This is a genomic window from Rubneribacter sp. (assembly GCF_965361815.1).
In genome coordinates, this window is record NZ_CBDTNW010000053.1 from 1 (window position 1) to 16935 (window position 16935).

The window sequence follows — 16935 nt, forward strand, 5'->3', positions numbered from 1 at the left end:
GTTGGGGTCTTCCCAAGGGGGGGTTCGCCCCTTTCCTCTTGCCACAACCCCCGATGAGCCTCGTAGAACCGCTCGAAGCTGTCCAGCAGGTCCATGCGATCGTGAGTGTCGGTCTTGGCGTAGATCTTATGCACATGGGTTCGCGCGGTGGAATCGGCGATGAACAGCTTCTCCGCAATGTACTGGGTGGTGCGTCCGGCCAGCAGGTAGCCCAGCACTTCGGCCTCGCGGCCAGACAGGCCGTTTCCCGCAGCGAATCGGGAGATGAACTCGGTCCTATCGGGAGCGCGCTCAGCCTGTTCCTGCAGCGCTCGGTCGCCGGCAACACCCTGCAGCTCCTCGGCCAACTTGTCGGTGAACACAAGCGTGGAGGCCACCACGACCACCATGAACCCCGCGATTGAAACCAGCTCCGGCGGCACGCCCTGGGGCATGAGCGCCGCCATCGCCACCCCCAAAAGCCATCCCGCGAGCATGCCCGCGGACATGGCGAAGCGTACGAACGCCATGGAGCGCGCAAGTGAGGCGTCGTTGGTTTTCGCCACGTTGCAATAATCGTTGAGCGAAAGCACCTCGAACAGCAAATACGCGGTCATCACGCACAGCCCCGCCGCCACGCCCAACGTTTCGGACATCAGGGCGAACAGCGCGAACCCCGCCGCGAACAGCACGGGAACGCCTCGGTAGACCAGATAGAGCCCCGCCCCTCGCCTGCCCCCGCGCAAAGAGCCCACAACCACGCCCGCCACAACGAGGCTCCCCACGCACTGCAGCAAAGGACCGCTTGCCAACCCGAATTCGGACGTTGCCGTGCGGCACGAGTAAAGCGCGAACGCAAACGCATACAAAAGCAGCGCCAAGGTAAGGCGCGCGACGGAAGGAGAACGCGGTCGGGCGGGCGCATCTTGCCCGACGCTTCCGAACAGCACTTCGCCGCCCTGATCGAGCGAGTAGCGCGTCGACAACATAAACGCCAGCGCGGACGCCACGGGCAAAACGACCGCGAACAGCATCATGACGGCATCCCCCAACGCCACCGCCAACAGGCACAAAAGCGAGCCGAACGCGTAGGAGAGCGCCAAAAGCAACGCCGTCTCGCCCAGCTTCGCATAGCCGAAAAAGCACATCCACATCAGAAACATCGCCACGTCCGCAACAGCCGCCAACGCGCCCGCCGCCGTCACCGCAACGGGACCGCGCGCAAACAGAAGCGCCACTACAGACAGAGGGCCGGCCACAATGCACGCGCCCGACAGCGCACGCACGCCCACCGGATTGGCCCAACGCTTCGAAAACAGCGCAGCGCAGGCCAGAAACGCCACGCGAAAGCCGACCTCCGACACCTCGAACGGCGTGTCGCCCACGCCGCGCAGCAACCCGAATAGCGGAGAGGGCGACACCGCCACCAAAAACAGCCACGTCCAAAAAAGGGAGAATCCGAACAACCGCACGGGAAACGCCTTCCCCAGCCTTATCTCCATTGCCTCGTCCCCCTTTCGTCACGCTCGATTATAGCAGCGCCCAATCGCGCCAGCCGACGCCGCGCCCGAAATCGCGCTGCTCCATATCAGCCTGATGAACTGCGTAAACACAAAAATCGACGTTTTGATGTATACCCCGTTCGCACGTTCCACCACTTTGACGATACCCCGAAAGCTTCCCAAACCATAACGTGCTCGTCGCCTACGGACACGACGGGCAAACAAACGAACGAGAACCAAGGAGGCGCCCATGACGACAACCCGGACACCGGAAACGGCCGATCCGACAAACCCGGCAAGCCTTGAAGATCGCACGGAACGCGCATGGAAAACCGTGCACCGGCGCGGATCCTTCATCCACATCATGCGCAAGACTTTGGAGCACTGTCGCACACAACGCGCGTTTTCCGACATGGAGCGCGAGATGGCGACGTATCCGGAATTCCGCTACAGCGACCAGAGCCAGGCGAGCATCATCCGCATGTTGGTAAACGCAGGCGCGCTTGAGTGCGGGAAGGACCGCACGCTGCGCACCACCGACGCGGGCGCGGGCGCGGCCGACCGCATGCGGCCAAGCGAGCAACTGCGCGCCCTGTTCGACGAGGACCCCGAACGCCAAGGCGCCTACACGACCATCATGGAACTGTGCCGCACGCCCCGGGAGTACCCGGACGTCGAAGAGGCGATGAGGGCGTTTCCCTCCTTCACCTCGCACAACGAGCTTTCCGGCCTGCCGGCGTTTCCCAGCGCCTTGCTGGCGAAGTTGGAGGCGGCCTACGGGCTGGTCTGGGACGAGGGATGGACGCTCACGCCGGAGGGAGCGGCGTTTTTGAACGAGCGTACAGCCCGCACGCCTCGCGAGGGCGCGGACGAAACCGAGGAGAGGAGGACCGCATGACGAAAACCAATGCCACCCGTGCGCGGGATGCCGCCTCTGCGCAAGGCGCCCGCAAGCGCACCGCCCCTGCGCAGGCCAACGCCGCCTCCGCGCAAGGCAACGCCTCCGCGCACGATGCCCCCGAGCAGCCCGCGTACCGCAACCTGGCAGACATCGCCGACGCGACGCAGGCATGGGAGCTTTCAGGACCCGCCGCCTTGCGGGACGCAGACGAAGCCTACGCGTCTTCGGGCACCGACGTGCGCATGCACCACACCTGCTGCCACAACTGCTACAACTGCTGCCCGGTATGGGTGCGCACCGAGGACGGCGTGGCCGTGAAGATAGAGGGCGACCTGGACGGCACGCTTTCGAAGGGGGCTATCTGCACCAAGTGCCTCAACCAACTGCACCTCGTGTACAGCCCGCGCCACGTGCTGCATCCCATGAAGCGCGTGGGAGAGCGCGGCACCAACGAATGGGAGGCTATCAGCTGGGACGAGGCGCTTGACCTGGCCGCCACCCAGATGGCGCTCGCCATCAGAAAGTACGGCCCCTACTCCATCATGGTGGGCGCCGGCGGTGGCGGAACCTACGGCAACGTGTTCCAACGCGTGACGCAAGACGCGCTCGGCGCGCCGGTGTGCATATCGGCCGGCGGCTGCCAGTGCTACCTGCCCGCCGACTGCGCCGGCCAGTGGATGCACGGCGGGTCGAACAACCGCCACGAGGGCAACAACGCCCGCGAGATGTGGAACGCCTGGCATCCCACCATGGAGTGCGTGGTGCTGTGGGGCGCGCAGACAAGCGCCTCGGGCGCCGGCTACGCGGCCCGCGCCAACGCCGACATGCGCGAGCGCGGCGTGAAGACCATCGTGGTGGACCCGTACCTCACCGAGGAGGCCGCCAAAGCCGACATTTGGCTGCCCGTGCGCCCCATGAGCGACATCGCCATGCTGCTGGGATGGTTCCACTACATCATCGCGAACAAACTCTACGACGAACAGTTCTGCAAGTACTGGACGAACTACCCCTTCCTCATCGACCCCGACACACGACTTCCCCTCAAAGCGGAGGAGGTGTGGCCCGACTACGTCAACCCCGCAGCCGACCCCAACGACGTCTACGACACCCCGGCCTACGTGTGCTTCGACGCGCGCACGAACTCCGTGCAGCCCTTCCCGTTCAGCCTGCCAAAAGACTCGCCGGTTGACCCGGTGGTGTTTTGCGAGGCTGAGGTGAACGGGCGCCTGTGCAAAACGGGCGGCCAGATTCAATGGGAAGCCTGCCAGGAATGGACGCTTGAGAAAACCGCGCAGGTCACCTGGGTCGACGCGGACACCATCGAGCGGGCGGTGAAGCTGTACGCCACCACGCTCTCGGGCATCGGCACCGGTCAGTTCGCCGACATGAGCGAGTTGTCATCCAACTTCATCTTTGGCACCATGGCGCTCGACATGCTATGCGGCAAGGTGGACAAGCCCGGCGTGGTGCTGACCGAGCAGAAACCCGCGTCGCGCCACACCACCCGCCCAACGCTCTTTTGGTGCGACCGCCCCTACCAAGAAACGTTCGGCGTAGGCTGGACCGTGGGCCTGACCGAAAACGAGAACCTCCGTCGCAGCCAGGCGGCCGTCGAACGCTTAAACGAGCAGGGCGTAGATGGCCTGGCCAAACAAAGGCAGTTCGTGGACTACCAGATGGCGCGCCTGGGATCCGACAAGCACAAGGCCGTGCACCAATGGCAGCTCAACGAGCTTGCGCCGGTGCGCCGCGCCCTCAAAACCGGCGAGCCGTACAAGATAGCCGTACGCTGGGAGCAATCGGGCAACAAGTACTGCGTGATGGGCCACGGCGAGGAATGGAACGAAGCCTACGCCACCCTCGATTACTGCATCCATCAGCAGCCGCACATGACCTCGACCACCATCGAGGACGCCGACTTGTTCCTGCCCTTGCAGGAATGGCTCGAATTCGAACACGGCACGGAAACCGTCACGCAGTTCAACCAAACGTTCATGCGCAAGCAGATCGTGCATCTGGGCGAGACGGCGGACCCGTTCATCGTGGTGACGCAGCTGGTGGACAAGGTGTGCGAGAAGCTGGGCGGCAGCGACAAGATCCTCTACCGCGATTTCCAGTTCAACGGCACCTACCGCACCAAAGAGGACATCTACCCCGTTTGGGCAAAGCTTTTCGGCGTGGACGACTGGGAGCAAGCGGTGAAGCACTCGGAGGACCACACCCTCACCGTGCCCATCGACGAGCTGTACCAGTTCTACCAGTACCTCGACATCGCAGACGACGGGCTGCCGGCCGGATTCGCCACGCTCTCGCGCAAGTGCGAACCGTACGTGACCATGGCCGTCATGAACGGGCACACGGGGTTTCCCTACCACTTCCCCTACGAGCAGACGGGCCCGAACGGCGAATGGCTGGAGTACGACGCCGTGTGCACGTACAAAGAGCAGAGCGAAAACATGCTGCAAGACGACCCGGACTATCCGTTCTACCTGACCACGGGCCGTATAGCGCACTACCACCACTCCACGCTGCGCAACGCGCCCTACAGCCGCGAGCTTATCCCCGTGCCCGACGTGCGCCTCAACCCGCGCGACGCGCGCGAGCTGGGCGTGGCGCACGGAGACTGGGTGGAGCTTTCAAGCCGCCGCGGCCGCACGCGGGGGCGGGCCTACCTCACCGAAGGGGTGCGTCCCGGCGTGGTCATGATGGAGCGGTTCTACTTCCCCGAAAGCTACGACAAGACGCAGAAGAACTTCAGCGGCGGCTGGCGTCAGTGCAACGTGAACCTCATGGCGCGCGACGACGTGGTGAACCCCACGTTCGCATCGGCCAGCTGGCGCGGCTACCGCGTGAACGTGCGGAAAGCGGAGAAGCCCGAGGGCATTTGGACAGAGCCGCACGAGTTCGAGCCGTTCATGCCCACGTTACACACCCAGGACAACACGCAGGAGGTGTTCCGCCATGCCTAAGAACTGCCTGGTCGTGAACTTGGACCGCTGCACCGGCTGCGACAGCTGCATCGTCAGCTGCAAGTTCGAGCACGACCTTCCGCTCGGCATCTTCTACAACCGCGTGATGCAGGTGGGACCCACCGGCACCTACCCGAACATCGAGCGCTACAACCTGCCCGTGCAGTGCCAGCAGTGCGAAAACGCGAACTGCGTGCGCGTGTGCCCCACCGGCGCCAGCTACCGCGACCCGAAAACCGGCACCGTGCAGATAGACAAAAGCAAGTGCATCGGATGCCAGTACTGCCTCTACGCCTGCCCCTACGGCGTGCGCAGCTTCGATGAAGCCGAGGGCGTGGCCAAGAAGTGCACGCTCTGCCAGCACCTCACGGCCGACGGATCGTCCAAGCCCGCCTGCGTGCACAACTGCCCGGGCGGGGCGCGCTTCTACGGCGATTTGGACGACCCCGACTCCGACGTATCGCGCGAACTGGCGAAATACGACGCTTCGTGCATCCACATGCTGCCTGAGCCGCAAAACGAGCATCCGCTCACACGCTACATCCTCTCGCCCGCATATGCTTCCTGGAAGGAGTTGGTGTAAATGACGCCCAAGATCCAATGGCCGCTCGTGCTGTTCTCGCTTCTGGCGGGGGCCGGCGGTTGCGCGTTCGCCTTCGCGAGCGCGGCCAACGCTTTGGGAGAGGGCGTCGGCGCGACCGGTGTCGTGGCTGCGGCATCGCTTGCGCTGATCGCCGTCGGCGGCATCTGCTCGGTGTTGCACCTGGCGCGTCCGCAGCACGCCTTCGCCGCCGTCACGCACCTGCTTTCGTTCTCGGGCATCTCGGTGGAGCTCATCATGCTGGGCGTCACCGGCGTGCTCATGGTCGCGTACCTGGCGCTGTGCTGGTTCGGCGGCAGCGAGGCCGCACGGCTGGCGGTGGGGCTGGCGGGTATCGTCTCGGGCCTGGGGCTGGCGTTCGCGACGGGGCACGGCTACCTCATCTCCTCGAAGCCCGCGTGGAACACCGTCAAGCTGCCGCTTGCCTACACGGGCACGGCGCTTGCGGCGGGCGGGTTTTTGTACCTGGTCATAGCCGCGCTTTCCGGCGAGGCGCGGGAACTGGCCGTGATTTCATGGATCACGGGGGTATGCGTGCTCGCTTCCGTGGCGACGCTCGCCGTCTACCTGGCTCACCTGGGCCTTGCGGAGGCGCGGCGGCATGCGCTCACGCTGTGGGGAGGCATCGTCGCGTGCGGTATGGCGGCCTCGGTTGCGTGCGCGGCGGCTGCCGCTTTCTTGGACCCTTCGTCGCCGGCCTTCATTGCGGCAGCGGCAGCGGGTGCAGCCTTCACGCTTGCCGGCGGGCTTTCCCTGCGCGTGCTCATGTGGCAGACCGGCGTGGCATTCCTGTCGTTTTTCGACGACGCGCAAGCCCGGCGCAGCGCCATCCTCAACTGCTGACGCACGCAAAGCCCGCCCCTTAGCACCTGTCCGCATTCCGCAGAGCACGTAAGGTGCGCGGGTCCCATCCCACAACGCACGCGGCACCCTCCTGCGAACCACCCCGCCCCATCTTGCAAAACGCCCCGTCCGTCCCCTCCGAACGCACAAGGAGACCCCGATGATCGACCCTCAGGAGTTCGCCCAAGCCCAAAGCGGGCGCAGCGCAATGTACCGCCTGATAGAGAAACTGTTCGCCGCGCCGTTGTCGCAGGCCGACCTCGATGCGCTCACCCGCGCCAACCTGCCCGCGCTCGCCTGCGGCAGCCCCCGCGCGGAGCACGGGCTGCGCGAGATGGCGCGCTTTTTGCAAGCGTGCGACAGCGGCACGCGCGAGGCGCTGGCGCGGGATTACACGTCGGCCTTCCACGGCGTCCAGAGCATAGGCGGCCGCATGGCCCTACCCTACGAGAGCGCGCATCAAGGCGAGAGCCAGCAGCTTATGGGCGCAGCGCGCGGCAAGGTGCTCAACGTGTTCAAGAAGCAGGCGCTCAAGCTGGATGCGGGCATCGACCTGCCCGAAGATCACCTGGCCTTCCTATGCGAGTTCATGGCCGCGATGGCGCAGCGAACGGCCGCGTCCTTTTCCGCAGGAGACGTTGACAAGACGTGCGAGAGCCTGCGTTTGCAGCGCGCGTTTTTGCGCAGCCACATCCTCAGCTGGTACGAGCACTTCGCCAAGCTGGCCGCGCGCATCGTGGACGAGCCGTTCTACTGCGGAGCGCTGGATGCGGCGGGCGGGTTCTTCGCGCTTGACGCCGCCGCCCTCGACGACATGCTGGCCGATCTGGGCGCGCCGGAAGAACCCTTCGACCTTGCCTGGTGGGAGACGCCTCCAACCACGCCCGGGATGCCTCACGCCTCGGATTCTCGCGCCTCGGATTCTCGCGCCTCGGACGGCCGCGTGCGCATACGGCGCGGCCGGTGCATTCGCAAACGCGGCGACACGTGCTCGCGCTGCGTTGCCGCCTGCCCGCGCGGCCTCGATCCGTTCGAAATGAGCACGACGCGCATCCGCGCGGATTGCACCGGCTGCGGCCTGTGCGTCAAGGCGTGCCCCACCCAGGCCCTGTCTCTGAAACACCGTTAAAAGCGTCGCACCATGCGGGAGCGACGGAAAAACCGACAACAAGGAGGAACCATGCAACCAAAACAAGACGTTATCGGCGTCTCCGACAAGCTGTCGCTTGGCAAGGCGATACCGCTGAGTCTGCAGCATCTCATGGCGTTCGTGGGAGGCGGCGCCATCCTGCCCGCCGTGCTCATGGGGCTTGATCCGGCGCTGGCCATCATGTGCACCGGTCTGGGCACCATCATCTACCTCATCTGCACGAAGAACAAGATTCCCAGCTACTTCGGCGTGTCGTTCTCGTTCATCACGCCGATGGCGGTCATCACGGCCGTCTCGGGCATTCAGGCGGCGCTTTGCGGCATCGTGGCGGTGGGCGTGGTGTTCGCGATAGTAGCCGGCATCGTGAAGCTGGTGGGAACGAAGTGGATCGACGTGGTGCTGCCCCCTGCGGTGTCGGGCTGCATCATCGTGGTCATCGGCGTGGGCCTGTCGGCCACGGCGGTGGACATGGTGCTCAACAACGGCACGGGCGAGTTCGACGGCCTGGGCTGCCTCGTGGCGTTCGTCACGTTCCTGGCGGCGGTCGCGTTCTCCAGCTTCTGCAAGGGCTTCTTGAAGACCATCCCCATCCTGCTTGCCATCATCGTGGGGTACGTCGTGGCGTTCGCCTGCGGCATGATCGACTTCTCCCCGGTGAGCGAAGCGGCTTGGATCGGGCTTCCCAACATCACGCTGCCGGTGTTCGACCTCAACGCCATCCTCGTCATCGGGCCCATCGCGTTCGTGGTTATCGTGGAGCACATCGGGCATCTGCTGGTGGTGAGCAACATCACCGGCGAGAACTACAACGACAAGCTGGCCGCATCGCTTCTGGGCAACGGCCTGGGCACCGCAGTTTCGGGCTTTCTGGGCGGCCCGGCCCTCACCTCCATCGCCGAGAACATCGGCATCATGGGCGTGTCGCGCGTGTACTCCACCCGCGTGTTCTGGTACACCGCCGGTTTCGCGCTGGTGCTCGGCGGCTTCTGCCCCAAGCTGGCCATGCTCATCAACACCATTCCCACCTGCGTGCTGGGCGGCGTCTCGCTCATGCTGTTTGGCCTCATCGCCGGCAACGGGCTGTCGCTGCTTGTGGACAGCAAGGTGGATTTCAGCAAGAACCGCAACCTCATGATAGCCGCCGGCTCGCTCATTCCCGGCATCGGCATGATGACCATGGGCGTTTCCATTCCGCTGGGGTCGTTCAACCTGCCGGGGCTGCTGCTGGCCTCCATTTTGGCCGTCGTGTTCAACCTGGTGCTGCCCAAGGAGGACGAAGCCGGCGATGCTGCGGGCGAGACCGCAGGCGAAGCTGTGCGCAAGGTCGCAGGCAAAGTTGCGGACAGGGCTGCGAGCGAGACAACGCGCTGATCGAGCATGATTCGCGACACCGATGCGAAGGGGACGAGCATGAGCGAACGAAAAGCCATTCCGGTCGACGCGAAGCTGCCGGCGCCGCAAGCGTGCGCCTTAGGGTTGCAGCACTTCTTGTCGATGTTCGGCGCGACGGTGCTCGTGCCGCTGCTCATGGGGTTCTCGCCATCGGTGTCCGTGATGTGCTCGGGCCTGGGCACCATCATCTACCTGCTGTGCACCAAGCAGAGGATCCCCAGCTACTTAGGTCCCTCGTTCTCGTTCATCGGGCCGATCGTCGCGGCGTCGGCGGTGTGCGGGCCGTCGGGAGTGGGGTCGGGCATCGTGGCGGCCGGCCTGGTGTTCGCCGTGATCGCGTTCGTCATTTGGAGGGTGGGCACCCGCTGGATCGACGCGCTCGTTCCAACCCCCGTGATGGCCGCCATCATCATCGTCATCGGGTGCGGGCTTGCCGCCACAGCCGTGAGCGAAGCATTCCTTGACGGCGCGGGCAACCCGCGACCTTGGCAGGAGATCACCGTCGCCTTCGTGGCGCTGCTGGTCGTGGTGGCTTGCACCTGTTTCGGCAAACGACTACTTGGCACCATTCCCGTCCTTGCGGGGGCGGCAGCGGCGTACGTGCTCGCATGCGCCTTCGGGCTGGTCGATTTCTCCGCGGTGGCGCAGGCGCCGTGGTTCGGGCTGCCCGAGCTCACGCTCCCGTCGTTCGACCAGGGTGCTATAGCCCTGGTGGCGCCCATCGCGCTCGTCGTTGTCATCGAGCACATAGGCCACCTGTTCGTCATCGGACAGATGACAGGCGCCGACTACGGCCCCATTCTGCACCGTTCCATCTTGGGCGACGGCTTGGCCACCATTGCGGCGGGATTCCTTGGGGCCCCGCCCGCCACCACCTTCGCCGAGAACATAGGGGTCATGAGCGTGACGCGCGTGTACGCGACGCAGATTTTTTGGTACGCGGCGGGCGCGGCGCTGGCAGTGGGCGGGTTCTGCCCGAAGCTCGGCGCCCTCGTTGGCACGATACCCGATCCAGTCATCGGGGGCGTATCCATCATCATCTTCGGCCTCATCGCCTGCAACGGCTTGAAGATGCTCGTGGAGAACAACATCGACCTTTCCGACAACCGCACCGTCACGGTTGTTTGCGCCCCCATCGTCGTAGGCGTGGGCATGCAGGCGCTTGGCGCAGGCATCCCGATAGGCGACTACTCGCTGCCCGGCCTAGCCGTGGCCGCGCTGCTGGGCATAACGTTGAACCTGGTTCTGCCCAAGAGACAGGCCGAAAACGCCGACCCGCAACCCGCCCGCGCGTCGGAGAGCCGCTCTCTCCGTTAGGCATATGAAACCAGCGTTGGCATGAGCGCGCTCGCACGATGCCGGGTCGAGCCCCCGCCCGCAGGCCCCACCCAGCGATCGGACCGGACCCGTGCCGGCGGGGCTTTGTCCTGCAGCCCGACCTGGCCTATGCCAATGCTGGTTTGGCGAAGGGCGGCGGCCCTTCTGGACAAAACGGCCTCTAATCCACATCCTCACATGAGGATAATCAAAACTGCAAGTCGGCTACCTGGGGAAACGAGTGGCCTTCCCGCATGTTTTCTTGAAAGGGGCCCAAATCGGCCTGATTTCGCTTGAATTCATGTGGATCAGGGCCCGTTTTGTCCATGATCTTTTTGCTCACTGTTTAATCACCGCCGACGCGGGCCAAGTCGGACCGCCGGAGGGGACTCGCCGGCGCCTCGGAAAGACCCTCCCACCGGCAAGAACCCGTTGGCGCGGACCGGCCGGCGCTTCGAAGGGTGACGTTATCCCCGTCCTCCTGTCACGTAAGGGTGACGTTATCCCCGTCCTCCTGTCACGTACGTTATCCCCGTCCTCCTGTCACTCCCCTGTCACTGGAACCGCGGCCGGCGCCGTGAGCCGCACCCGCCGCTTCCCGCCTCACCCCCGACGCGCCGCAACGAACTCCTGAAGCTCGTTGCGGTTTCCCACGCCCACCTTCCGGTAGATGTGCCGCGAATGCGTCTTCATCGTTGAGTCCGCCACGTACAGCTCCTCTCCGATGCGCGCAAGCGTGTAGCCGCGCATCATGAGCACGAGCACCTCCTCCTCGCGGCGCGTCAGGCCGTAGCGCTGCGCCACCCGCGCGCACGCTCGCGCCGTGCGCTCCTCCTCGTCGAGCACCGTAAGCGTTCCCGAACCCTCGTTGAGGCTGGCTACGCCCCAGGTCGTTGTGAAGTCGCGGTCGGACACAAGCACCATCGACAACGCCACGAACGCAACGACCAGCACCGCTATCGTCGCCACAAGCACCTCGGGATCGGCGAAAAGCGGCGCGCCCAGGCCGAGACGGCCTTGCCGGCGAACGAGCCGAGGAAAAGGCTCGCCTGCGTGATGCCGAACATCCACACAGCGTTCACCCCGTAACGGTACGAGATGCCGCAGAACACCACCGTCACGAACACCGAGAACAGTGTGAACGCCGCGTTCGAGCACAACGCCGCCGCCACGCCGCTCCACCCGTACCCCATGAGCACGAGCAGCGCGCCCGCCACCAACACGGGAACCGCTATCTGGTACAGTGCCTTGATCTCGATCATCCCCTTGCGCGCCAGCGCCGCGACGAGGACGCACGCGGCGGCAACGCACACGCCGAAAAGCACGGTCACCCGGTCCTGCGCCCCAAGGAACCCGCGAATCACCGCGTTGGAGAACCCGAACGCGGCCAACAGCACAAGCGGGCGCACCGAAATGGTCCAACCCGCGCGCTGCCGCTCGCCCTGGCGAAATGCAACCTCCTTCGTGCGACGGTCCGCCCGGCAAAGCGCCAGCAGCGAGGCCGCCGGCATGAGGATAGTCGCAAGAACCACCACCGGAAACGGCTCTATCAGGCACACCAGAAACGTCAAAAGCGCGGAGAAGAAATGCGCCAGCGTGAAGAACACCAGCACATAGGCCGTGTCGAACTGGGCGTACAGCTCCATCCAGCCCAGATACAGCACAGCGAACCCCACGTTGAGGACGACGGCGCACAGCGTTGCGGCCCACGGAGGCATCGTCGCCGCCCCCGCCGCGCCAACCGACATCGCGACGCCCGCGAGCAAAAGCAGCCGGCGGCGCCCAAGCACGCTTCCTACGCGCTTCGCCAGCACCGCCAAAGCGCCGTACGCCCCGATCCTCGCCAAAGACGGAACTCCCGCCAGCGCAAGCGACGCCGCGTCCGATGGCGCGCCCACCAGCTGCAAGCTGACCACGTTCGAAAACGACACGACAAGGCACAGGCCGAGGCACCAACCGCTCCACCCCGCAAGGCCGTTGCCAACACGCTTGCCCTCGCCCATGCAGCGCCCCTCCTTCGCCTCGCGCAAATCCGTTCGCCCATCTTAAAGCAAACGATATTCCCCGACCACGCGAAACACGCAAGGGAGGACGAAAATCCCCCCTTGCGTCCTCCCCCTCGTCCACTGTGCAACGTTGCAAAAATGCGCCACGCTGGCCATGTCAGGAGCGGAAGCGCCCCCTTTCCGAAGCGCTTCCCAAGGCAACCAACCCAAGGAGGGACCATGGAAAACAGGGTGTCGCGCAGGTCGTTTCTCATCGGAGCGGGAGCGCTTGGCGCAGGGCTGGCGGCAAGCATGGCGGGATGCGCTCCGCAAGCGTCCGCCGAAAAGGAAGCGGGATCCGCAGCGGACGGCTCGCCAAGCGGCACGTCAACGGGCCGCCCCGCGTTCCTTGATGCGCCCGAGCCCATCTCCGACATCAAGGAAACGCTTGAAGCCGACGTCGTGGTGGTGGGCCTTGGCGTGGCCGGCGTGTCGGCCACCCGCTCGGCCGCCGAGGAGGGGCTTAAGGTGATCGCCCTTGAACGATGCGCCGAACCGAGCGCTCGCTCGTCGCAGTTCGCCGCCTTCAACACCGACAACGCCCGAAAAATGGGCATCGAGGACGTGGACGCGGCGGCCCTCGTCAACGAGATGATGGTGCAGACCGGCCACCGCGCCGATTTCCGCGTGCTCAAGAACTGGGCCGACCACTGCGGGGAGGCGTTCGACTGGTACGCCGGCGCCTACGACGGGCTTTTGTGGCAAACCCCCGAAGGCGAGAAGTACGACGCGGACAAAGACTCCTTCGTCGTGAACCGCAACCAGTACAAGCCCTACGACCCCGCCATCGACCACGAGCGCGTGTTCACCGGCACGCTGTCGTTCAGCACGCCCAACAAGGGAGGGCACAAGCCCATCATGCTCGCCAACTTCGAAAAGGCCCAGGCCACCGGCAACGTTGACGCACGCTTCAACGCCCGCGCCCGCCAGCTGGTGAAGGAGGGCGACCGTGTGACGGGCGTGATCTACGAGGACGTGACCACCGGCGAGTTCACGCAGGTGAACGCTGGCAAGGGCGTGGTGCTGGCCACCGGCGGCTACGTGCGCAACGACGAGCTGCTGGCGTACTACATCCCGTGGATCCACAACCTCAAGGACAAGTTCACGTTCACCTACGCGCACATGGACGCCAACGGCGAGTTCACCGACCAAGGCGACGGCATGCTCATGGGCCACTGGGCCGGCGGGCACATCGAGGAGGGCCCGCACTGCGCCATGGCCCATGGCGACCTGGGAAAACTGGGGGTCGACGCGTTCTTGCAGCTGAACGCCCTCGGCGAGCGCTACATCAACGAGGACCTCACCAACGACCACTTCGGTTCGGCCATCCTGCGCCAGCCGCAAACCACCATCTACCAGATATTCGACGCGAACTTCGTCGAGCAGGCGAAGTCCATGCAGTCCAGCCTGGGAGCGTACACGAGCATCGCGCCCGAAACGGCGGAGACGGTGGACGAATGGACGTCGGCCCAAGGCGGCACCATCGATGAGCTCATCGCGAACCTTCAGGTGGACGCCGACGTGGCCGCCACCATGAAAGCCGAGATAGAGCGCTACAACGAGCTGTGCGAGAAAGGCGTCGACGAGGATTTCGGCAAGGCGGCCGAGCGCATGTTCGCGCTCAGCACCCCGCCGTTCTACGCCATCCGCTACGAGGTGTCGGGCGGACCGAGCGACGATACGCACAACGCGCTGCGCTGCCTGGTCACCATGAGCGGCCTGTCCACGAACAAGCACGCCCAGGTGCTCGACGAGAACCTGGGCGTGCTGCCGGGGCTCTACGCTGTCGGCAACACGCAGGGCGGACGATTCCTCGGCGACTATCCGGCCACGCTCGCCGGGGCCAGCCACTCCATCGCCATGACGTACGGCTACCTGACCGGCAAGTTCATTGCCGAGCAAAGCTAGGGGCGCCCTGCCGCCTGCAGGCCGCGTCCCGCAGGCGGGCGCCGCTCCCTCGCGCCCCCGCAGCGGCCCCTCCCCGCCGCGGGGCGCCCCCGTCGCAGACACCCCGCCCACCACGCGCTCTCCATCAGCCCAAACGCGCAAAAAGTACCTTTTGGACACAGGTGGGTACCCTTTGCGTCTAGCGCTCGCTCCCTCCCCGGTCCTACGATTCCGGGCCGTAGGCATCACCGATCGCCCGCACAGCGGGCAGAAGGAGGGATCGCACATGAGGGACTCTCGCCACAGCGACGCGCTCGAAGCGGTCGCGAAGCACGGTGCCGCAAGCGGCGCGGCGCTGTTCCAGCGAGGCGGCGTCACCCGGCGGACGTTTCTGGAGGGCGCGGCGTTCATCGGCGTCTGCGGCTCCGCGATGGGCTTCGGCCTTGCAGGATGCGCGTCGCCGAGCGCGGAGTCGGGCGCGAAAGGCGCGGCGCAGGGCTGGAAGGCGGGCACGTACACCGCCAGCGTCACCGGCCACAACGCCCCGTTCACCATCGACGTGACGTTCTCGGAAAGCGCCGTCACCGCCATCGACACCGCCACAAGCCAGGAATCGCTCGGCGTGGGCGCTTCGGCGCTTGAGACGCTTTCGGACCAGATCATCGAGCACCAAACGCTCGACATCGACTCGGTCACCGGTGCCACGCTGTCCAGCATGTGCCTGCAGCAGGGCGTGAGGGACTGCGCCGAGCAGGCGGGCGCCGCAGACGCGCTTGAAGCCGCCCCCGGACCGGACGACAGCGTGGAGGCGTCCTACGATGCCGACGTGTGCGTCATCGGGGCCGGCGGCGCGGGGCTTACGGCGGCCATCGCCGCCGCCCAAGCGGGCGCCCAGGTGGTCGTGGTGGAGAAATGCGGCATCACGGGCGGCTCGACGAACGTCTCGGAAGGAGCGCTCAACGCGGTGGATCCCGAGCGCCAGAAAAAGCAGGGCATCGAGGACTCCATCGAGCAGTTCTACCAGACCACCTACGAAGGCGGCCACGAGCAGGGCACGCCCGAGCTCATCCATTACCTCACCGACAACGCCCTCGACTCGGTCCATTGGCTCGAATCGCTCGGCGTGGAGTTCAAAGAGGAGGTGGGATCGGCCACCGGGTCGCTCGGCGAGCGCAGCCACTACCCCGCCACACCGTCGGGCAACACCTACATCCGCTCTTTCGAGGCGTTCATCGAAGAGCACCCCGAACAGATAACCGTCCTGCACGAGACGCAGGCCCAAGAGCTTGTCCTTGACGGCGGCGCGGTGGCCGGCGTGAAGGCCGCGCACCGCGGCAGCCAGGACGTGGTCGTGAACGCGAAATCCGTCGTCATCGCCACGGGCGGGTTCGGCGCGAACGTCGAGTACCGCCAGCAGGTCAACGACGGGGTGTGGGCCGACGTGAAACTGGACGACTCCATCGGCTGCACCAACATCAAGCCCTGCGCGCAAGGAGAGGGCCTCAAGCTTGCCGAGAAGGCCGGAGCCCAGCTCATCGGTTTGTCGGACATCCAGCTGCATCCGTGCGGCACGCCCGGCACCGGCCTCATGGAAGATATCCGCACCTCGGGCCGCAACCGCGTGTTCGTGAACAAGGACGGCGATCGTTTCGTTAACGAGGGCGCCGAGCGCGACACGCTGTGCAAAGCCATCTTCGCGCAGCCCGACTCCACGTACTGGATCGTCGTCAACAAGGTGCGCTACCCCTCCGAAACCGAGCCCGACTCCAACGGCGCCACCATCGAGAACATGCTGGCGCTCGGCCACATCGTGAAGGGCGAGAGCATCGAGGACCTCGCACGGCAAACGGAGATGGACGCCGCGAAGCTGCAAGCCGCCATCGACGGCTACAACCAGGTGGTCGCGGGCGAGATAGAGGATCCCTTCGGATTCACCGCCAACAACACGGCCGACAAGCAGATGACCGAGGGTCCCTGGTATGCATGCCGCAAGGTGCCGACGGTCCACCACACCATGGGGGGCATCCGCGTCAACGTCTCGTCGCAAGCCCTTGATGCAAGCGGGCAGGCCATCCCCGGCCTCTACGCGTGCGGCGAATGCACCGGCGGTATCCACGGCAGCAACCGCCTTGGCGGCAACGCCATCGCCGATTGCATCACCTTCGGCCGCAACGCCGGCGCGCAGGCGGCTCAACACGCCGGGGCGTAGTCCGAGCCGCCTCTGATCCAAGCCGCCCCTAATCCGGGCCGCCGGGCTTCGCGCCCGCAGAACCCTCCCCGGCGAGGACCGCCCCCTCCGTGTGGGGCCCGGACCCCTTGTCCAGCCGACTTTGCCTGTCACGTACCCAC

Annotated in this window: 12 protein-coding genes; 9 read left to right on the forward strand and 3 right to left on the reverse strand. The window is 65.5% G+C overall.

All coding sequences use genetic code 11. The annotated features are described in order from the left end of the window. On the reverse strand, positions 1–1481 hold a 1481-nt coding region (locus ACWKY3_RS03240; protein WP_449314983.1), incomplete at its 3' end, for a LuxR C-terminal-related transcriptional regulator. A gap of 250 nt (positions 1482–1731) precedes the next feature. On the opposite strand from ACWKY3_RS03240, the gene ACWKY3_RS03245 reads away from it, so the two are divergent. The 7 genes from ACWKY3_RS03245 to ACWKY3_RS03275 all read left to right on the forward strand — a co-directional run bounded on the left by ACWKY3_RS03245 (position 1732) and on the right by ACWKY3_RS03275 (position 10654). Then, on the forward strand, positions 1732–2379 hold the full coding sequence (locus ACWKY3_RS03245; RefSeq protein ID WP_103262719.1) for a hypothetical protein: 648 nt from the start codon (positions 1732–1734) through the stop codon (positions 2377–2379). Then, on the forward strand, positions 2376–5351 hold the full coding sequence (locus ACWKY3_RS03250) for a molybdopterin-containing oxidoreductase family protein (protein ID WP_449314984.1): 2976 nt from the start codon (positions 2376–2378) through the stop codon (positions 5349–5351). The genes ACWKY3_RS03245 and ACWKY3_RS03250 overlap by 4 nt, the downstream gene beginning before the upstream one ends. Next, positions 5344–5934, forward strand: a complete 591-nt coding sequence (locus ACWKY3_RS03255; RefSeq protein ID WP_103262717.1) for a 4Fe-4S dicluster domain-containing protein — start codon at positions 5344–5346, stop codon at positions 5932–5934. The genes ACWKY3_RS03250 and ACWKY3_RS03255 overlap by 8 nt, the downstream gene beginning before the upstream one ends. Then, positions 5935–6795: a dimethyl sulfoxide reductase anchor subunit family protein gene (locus ACWKY3_RS03260; protein ID WP_103262716.1), complete on the forward strand. Its 861-nt coding sequence runs from the start codon at positions 5935–5937 to the stop codon at positions 6793–6795. Positions 6796–6955: 160 nt separating this feature from the next. Continuing rightward, the gene (locus tag ACWKY3_RS03265) at positions 6956–7924 is read left to right on the forward strand and encodes a molecular chaperone TorD family protein (protein ID WP_103262740.1); all 969 of its coding nucleotides are present in this window, start codon (positions 6956–6958) and stop codon (positions 7922–7924) included. Between the two features lie 51 nt (positions 7925–7975). Further along, positions 7976–9316, forward strand: a complete 1341-nt coding sequence (locus tag ACWKY3_RS03270; protein ID WP_103262715.1) for a uracil-xanthine permease family protein — start codon at positions 7976–7978, stop codon at positions 9314–9316. A gap of 39 nt (positions 9317–9355) precedes the next feature. Then, a complete protein-coding gene (locus ACWKY3_RS03275; protein ID WP_449314985.1) occupies positions 9356–10654 on the forward strand; it encodes a uracil-xanthine permease family protein in 1299 nt (432 codons plus the stop codon). A 603-nt stretch (positions 10655–11257) separates the two neighbouring features. Here the strand turns inward: ACWKY3_RS03275 and ACWKY3_RS03280 are convergent. Continuing rightward, positions 11258–11623 (reverse strand): response regulator transcription factor, encoded by a 366-nt coding sequence (locus ACWKY3_RS03280; RefSeq protein ID WP_449314986.1) that lies wholly within the window; start codon positions 11621–11623, stop codon positions 11258–11260. Next, positions 11611–12657, reverse strand: a complete 1047-nt coding sequence (locus ACWKY3_RS03285; protein ID WP_449314987.1) for a hypothetical protein — start codon at positions 12655–12657, stop codon at positions 11611–11613. The genes ACWKY3_RS03280 and ACWKY3_RS03285 overlap by 13 nt, the downstream gene beginning before the upstream one ends. Before the next feature lie 222 nt (positions 12658–12879). Between ACWKY3_RS03285 and ACWKY3_RS03290 the strand changes: the two genes are divergently transcribed. Both ACWKY3_RS03290 and ACWKY3_RS03295 read left to right on the forward strand, forming a co-directional pair. Next, positions 12880–14607, forward strand: a complete 1728-nt coding sequence (locus ACWKY3_RS03290) for an FAD-dependent oxidoreductase (RefSeq protein ID WP_449314988.1) — start codon at positions 12880–12882, stop codon at positions 14605–14607. 265 nt (positions 14608–14872) lie between these two features. Then, positions 14873–16795, forward strand: coding sequence for a flavocytochrome c (locus tag ACWKY3_RS03295; RefSeq protein ID WP_449314989.1), 1923 nt, complete (start codon positions 14873–14875; stop codon positions 16793–16795). Positions 16796–16935 lie beyond the last annotated feature (140 nt).

Excerpts from the sequence above, each read along its gene's own strand:
- ACWKY3_RS03245 (WP_103262719.1), top strand. The coding sequence starts at position 1,732 with ATGACGACAACCCGGACACCGGAAACGGCCGATCCGACAAACCCGGCA.
- ACWKY3_RS03250 (WP_449314984.1), top strand. The coding sequence starts at position 2,376 with ATGACGAAAACCAATGCCACCCGTGCGCGGGATGCCGCCTCTGCGCAA.
- ACWKY3_RS03255 (WP_103262717.1), top strand. The coding sequence starts at position 5,344 with ATGCCTAAGAACTGCCTGGTCGTGAACTTGGACCGCTGCACCGGCTGC.
- ACWKY3_RS03260 (WP_103262716.1), top strand. The coding sequence starts at position 5,935 with ATGACGCCCAAGATCCAATGGCCGCTCGTGCTGTTCTCGCTTCTGGCG.
- ACWKY3_RS03265 (WP_103262740.1), top strand. The coding sequence starts at position 6,956 with ATGATCGACCCTCAGGAGTTCGCCCAAGCCCAAAGCGGGCGCAGCGCA.
- ACWKY3_RS03270 (WP_103262715.1), top strand. The coding sequence starts at position 7,976 with ATGCAACCAAAACAAGACGTTATCGGCGTCTCCGACAAGCTGTCGCTT.
- ACWKY3_RS03275 (WP_449314985.1), top strand. The coding sequence starts at position 9,356 with ATGAGCGAACGAAAAGCCATTCCGGTCGACGCGAAGCTGCCGGCGCCG.
- ACWKY3_RS03285 (WP_449314987.1), bottom strand. The coding sequence starts at position 12,657 with ATGGGCGAGGGCAAGCGTGTTGGCAACGGCCTTGCGGGGTGGAGCGGT.
- ACWKY3_RS03290 (WP_449314988.1), top strand. The coding sequence starts at position 12,880 with ATGGAAAACAGGGTGTCGCGCAGGTCGTTTCTCATCGGAGCGGGAGCG.
- ACWKY3_RS03295 (WP_449314989.1), top strand. The coding sequence starts at position 14,873 with ATGAGGGACTCTCGCCACAGCGACGCGCTCGAAGCGGTCGCGAAGCAC.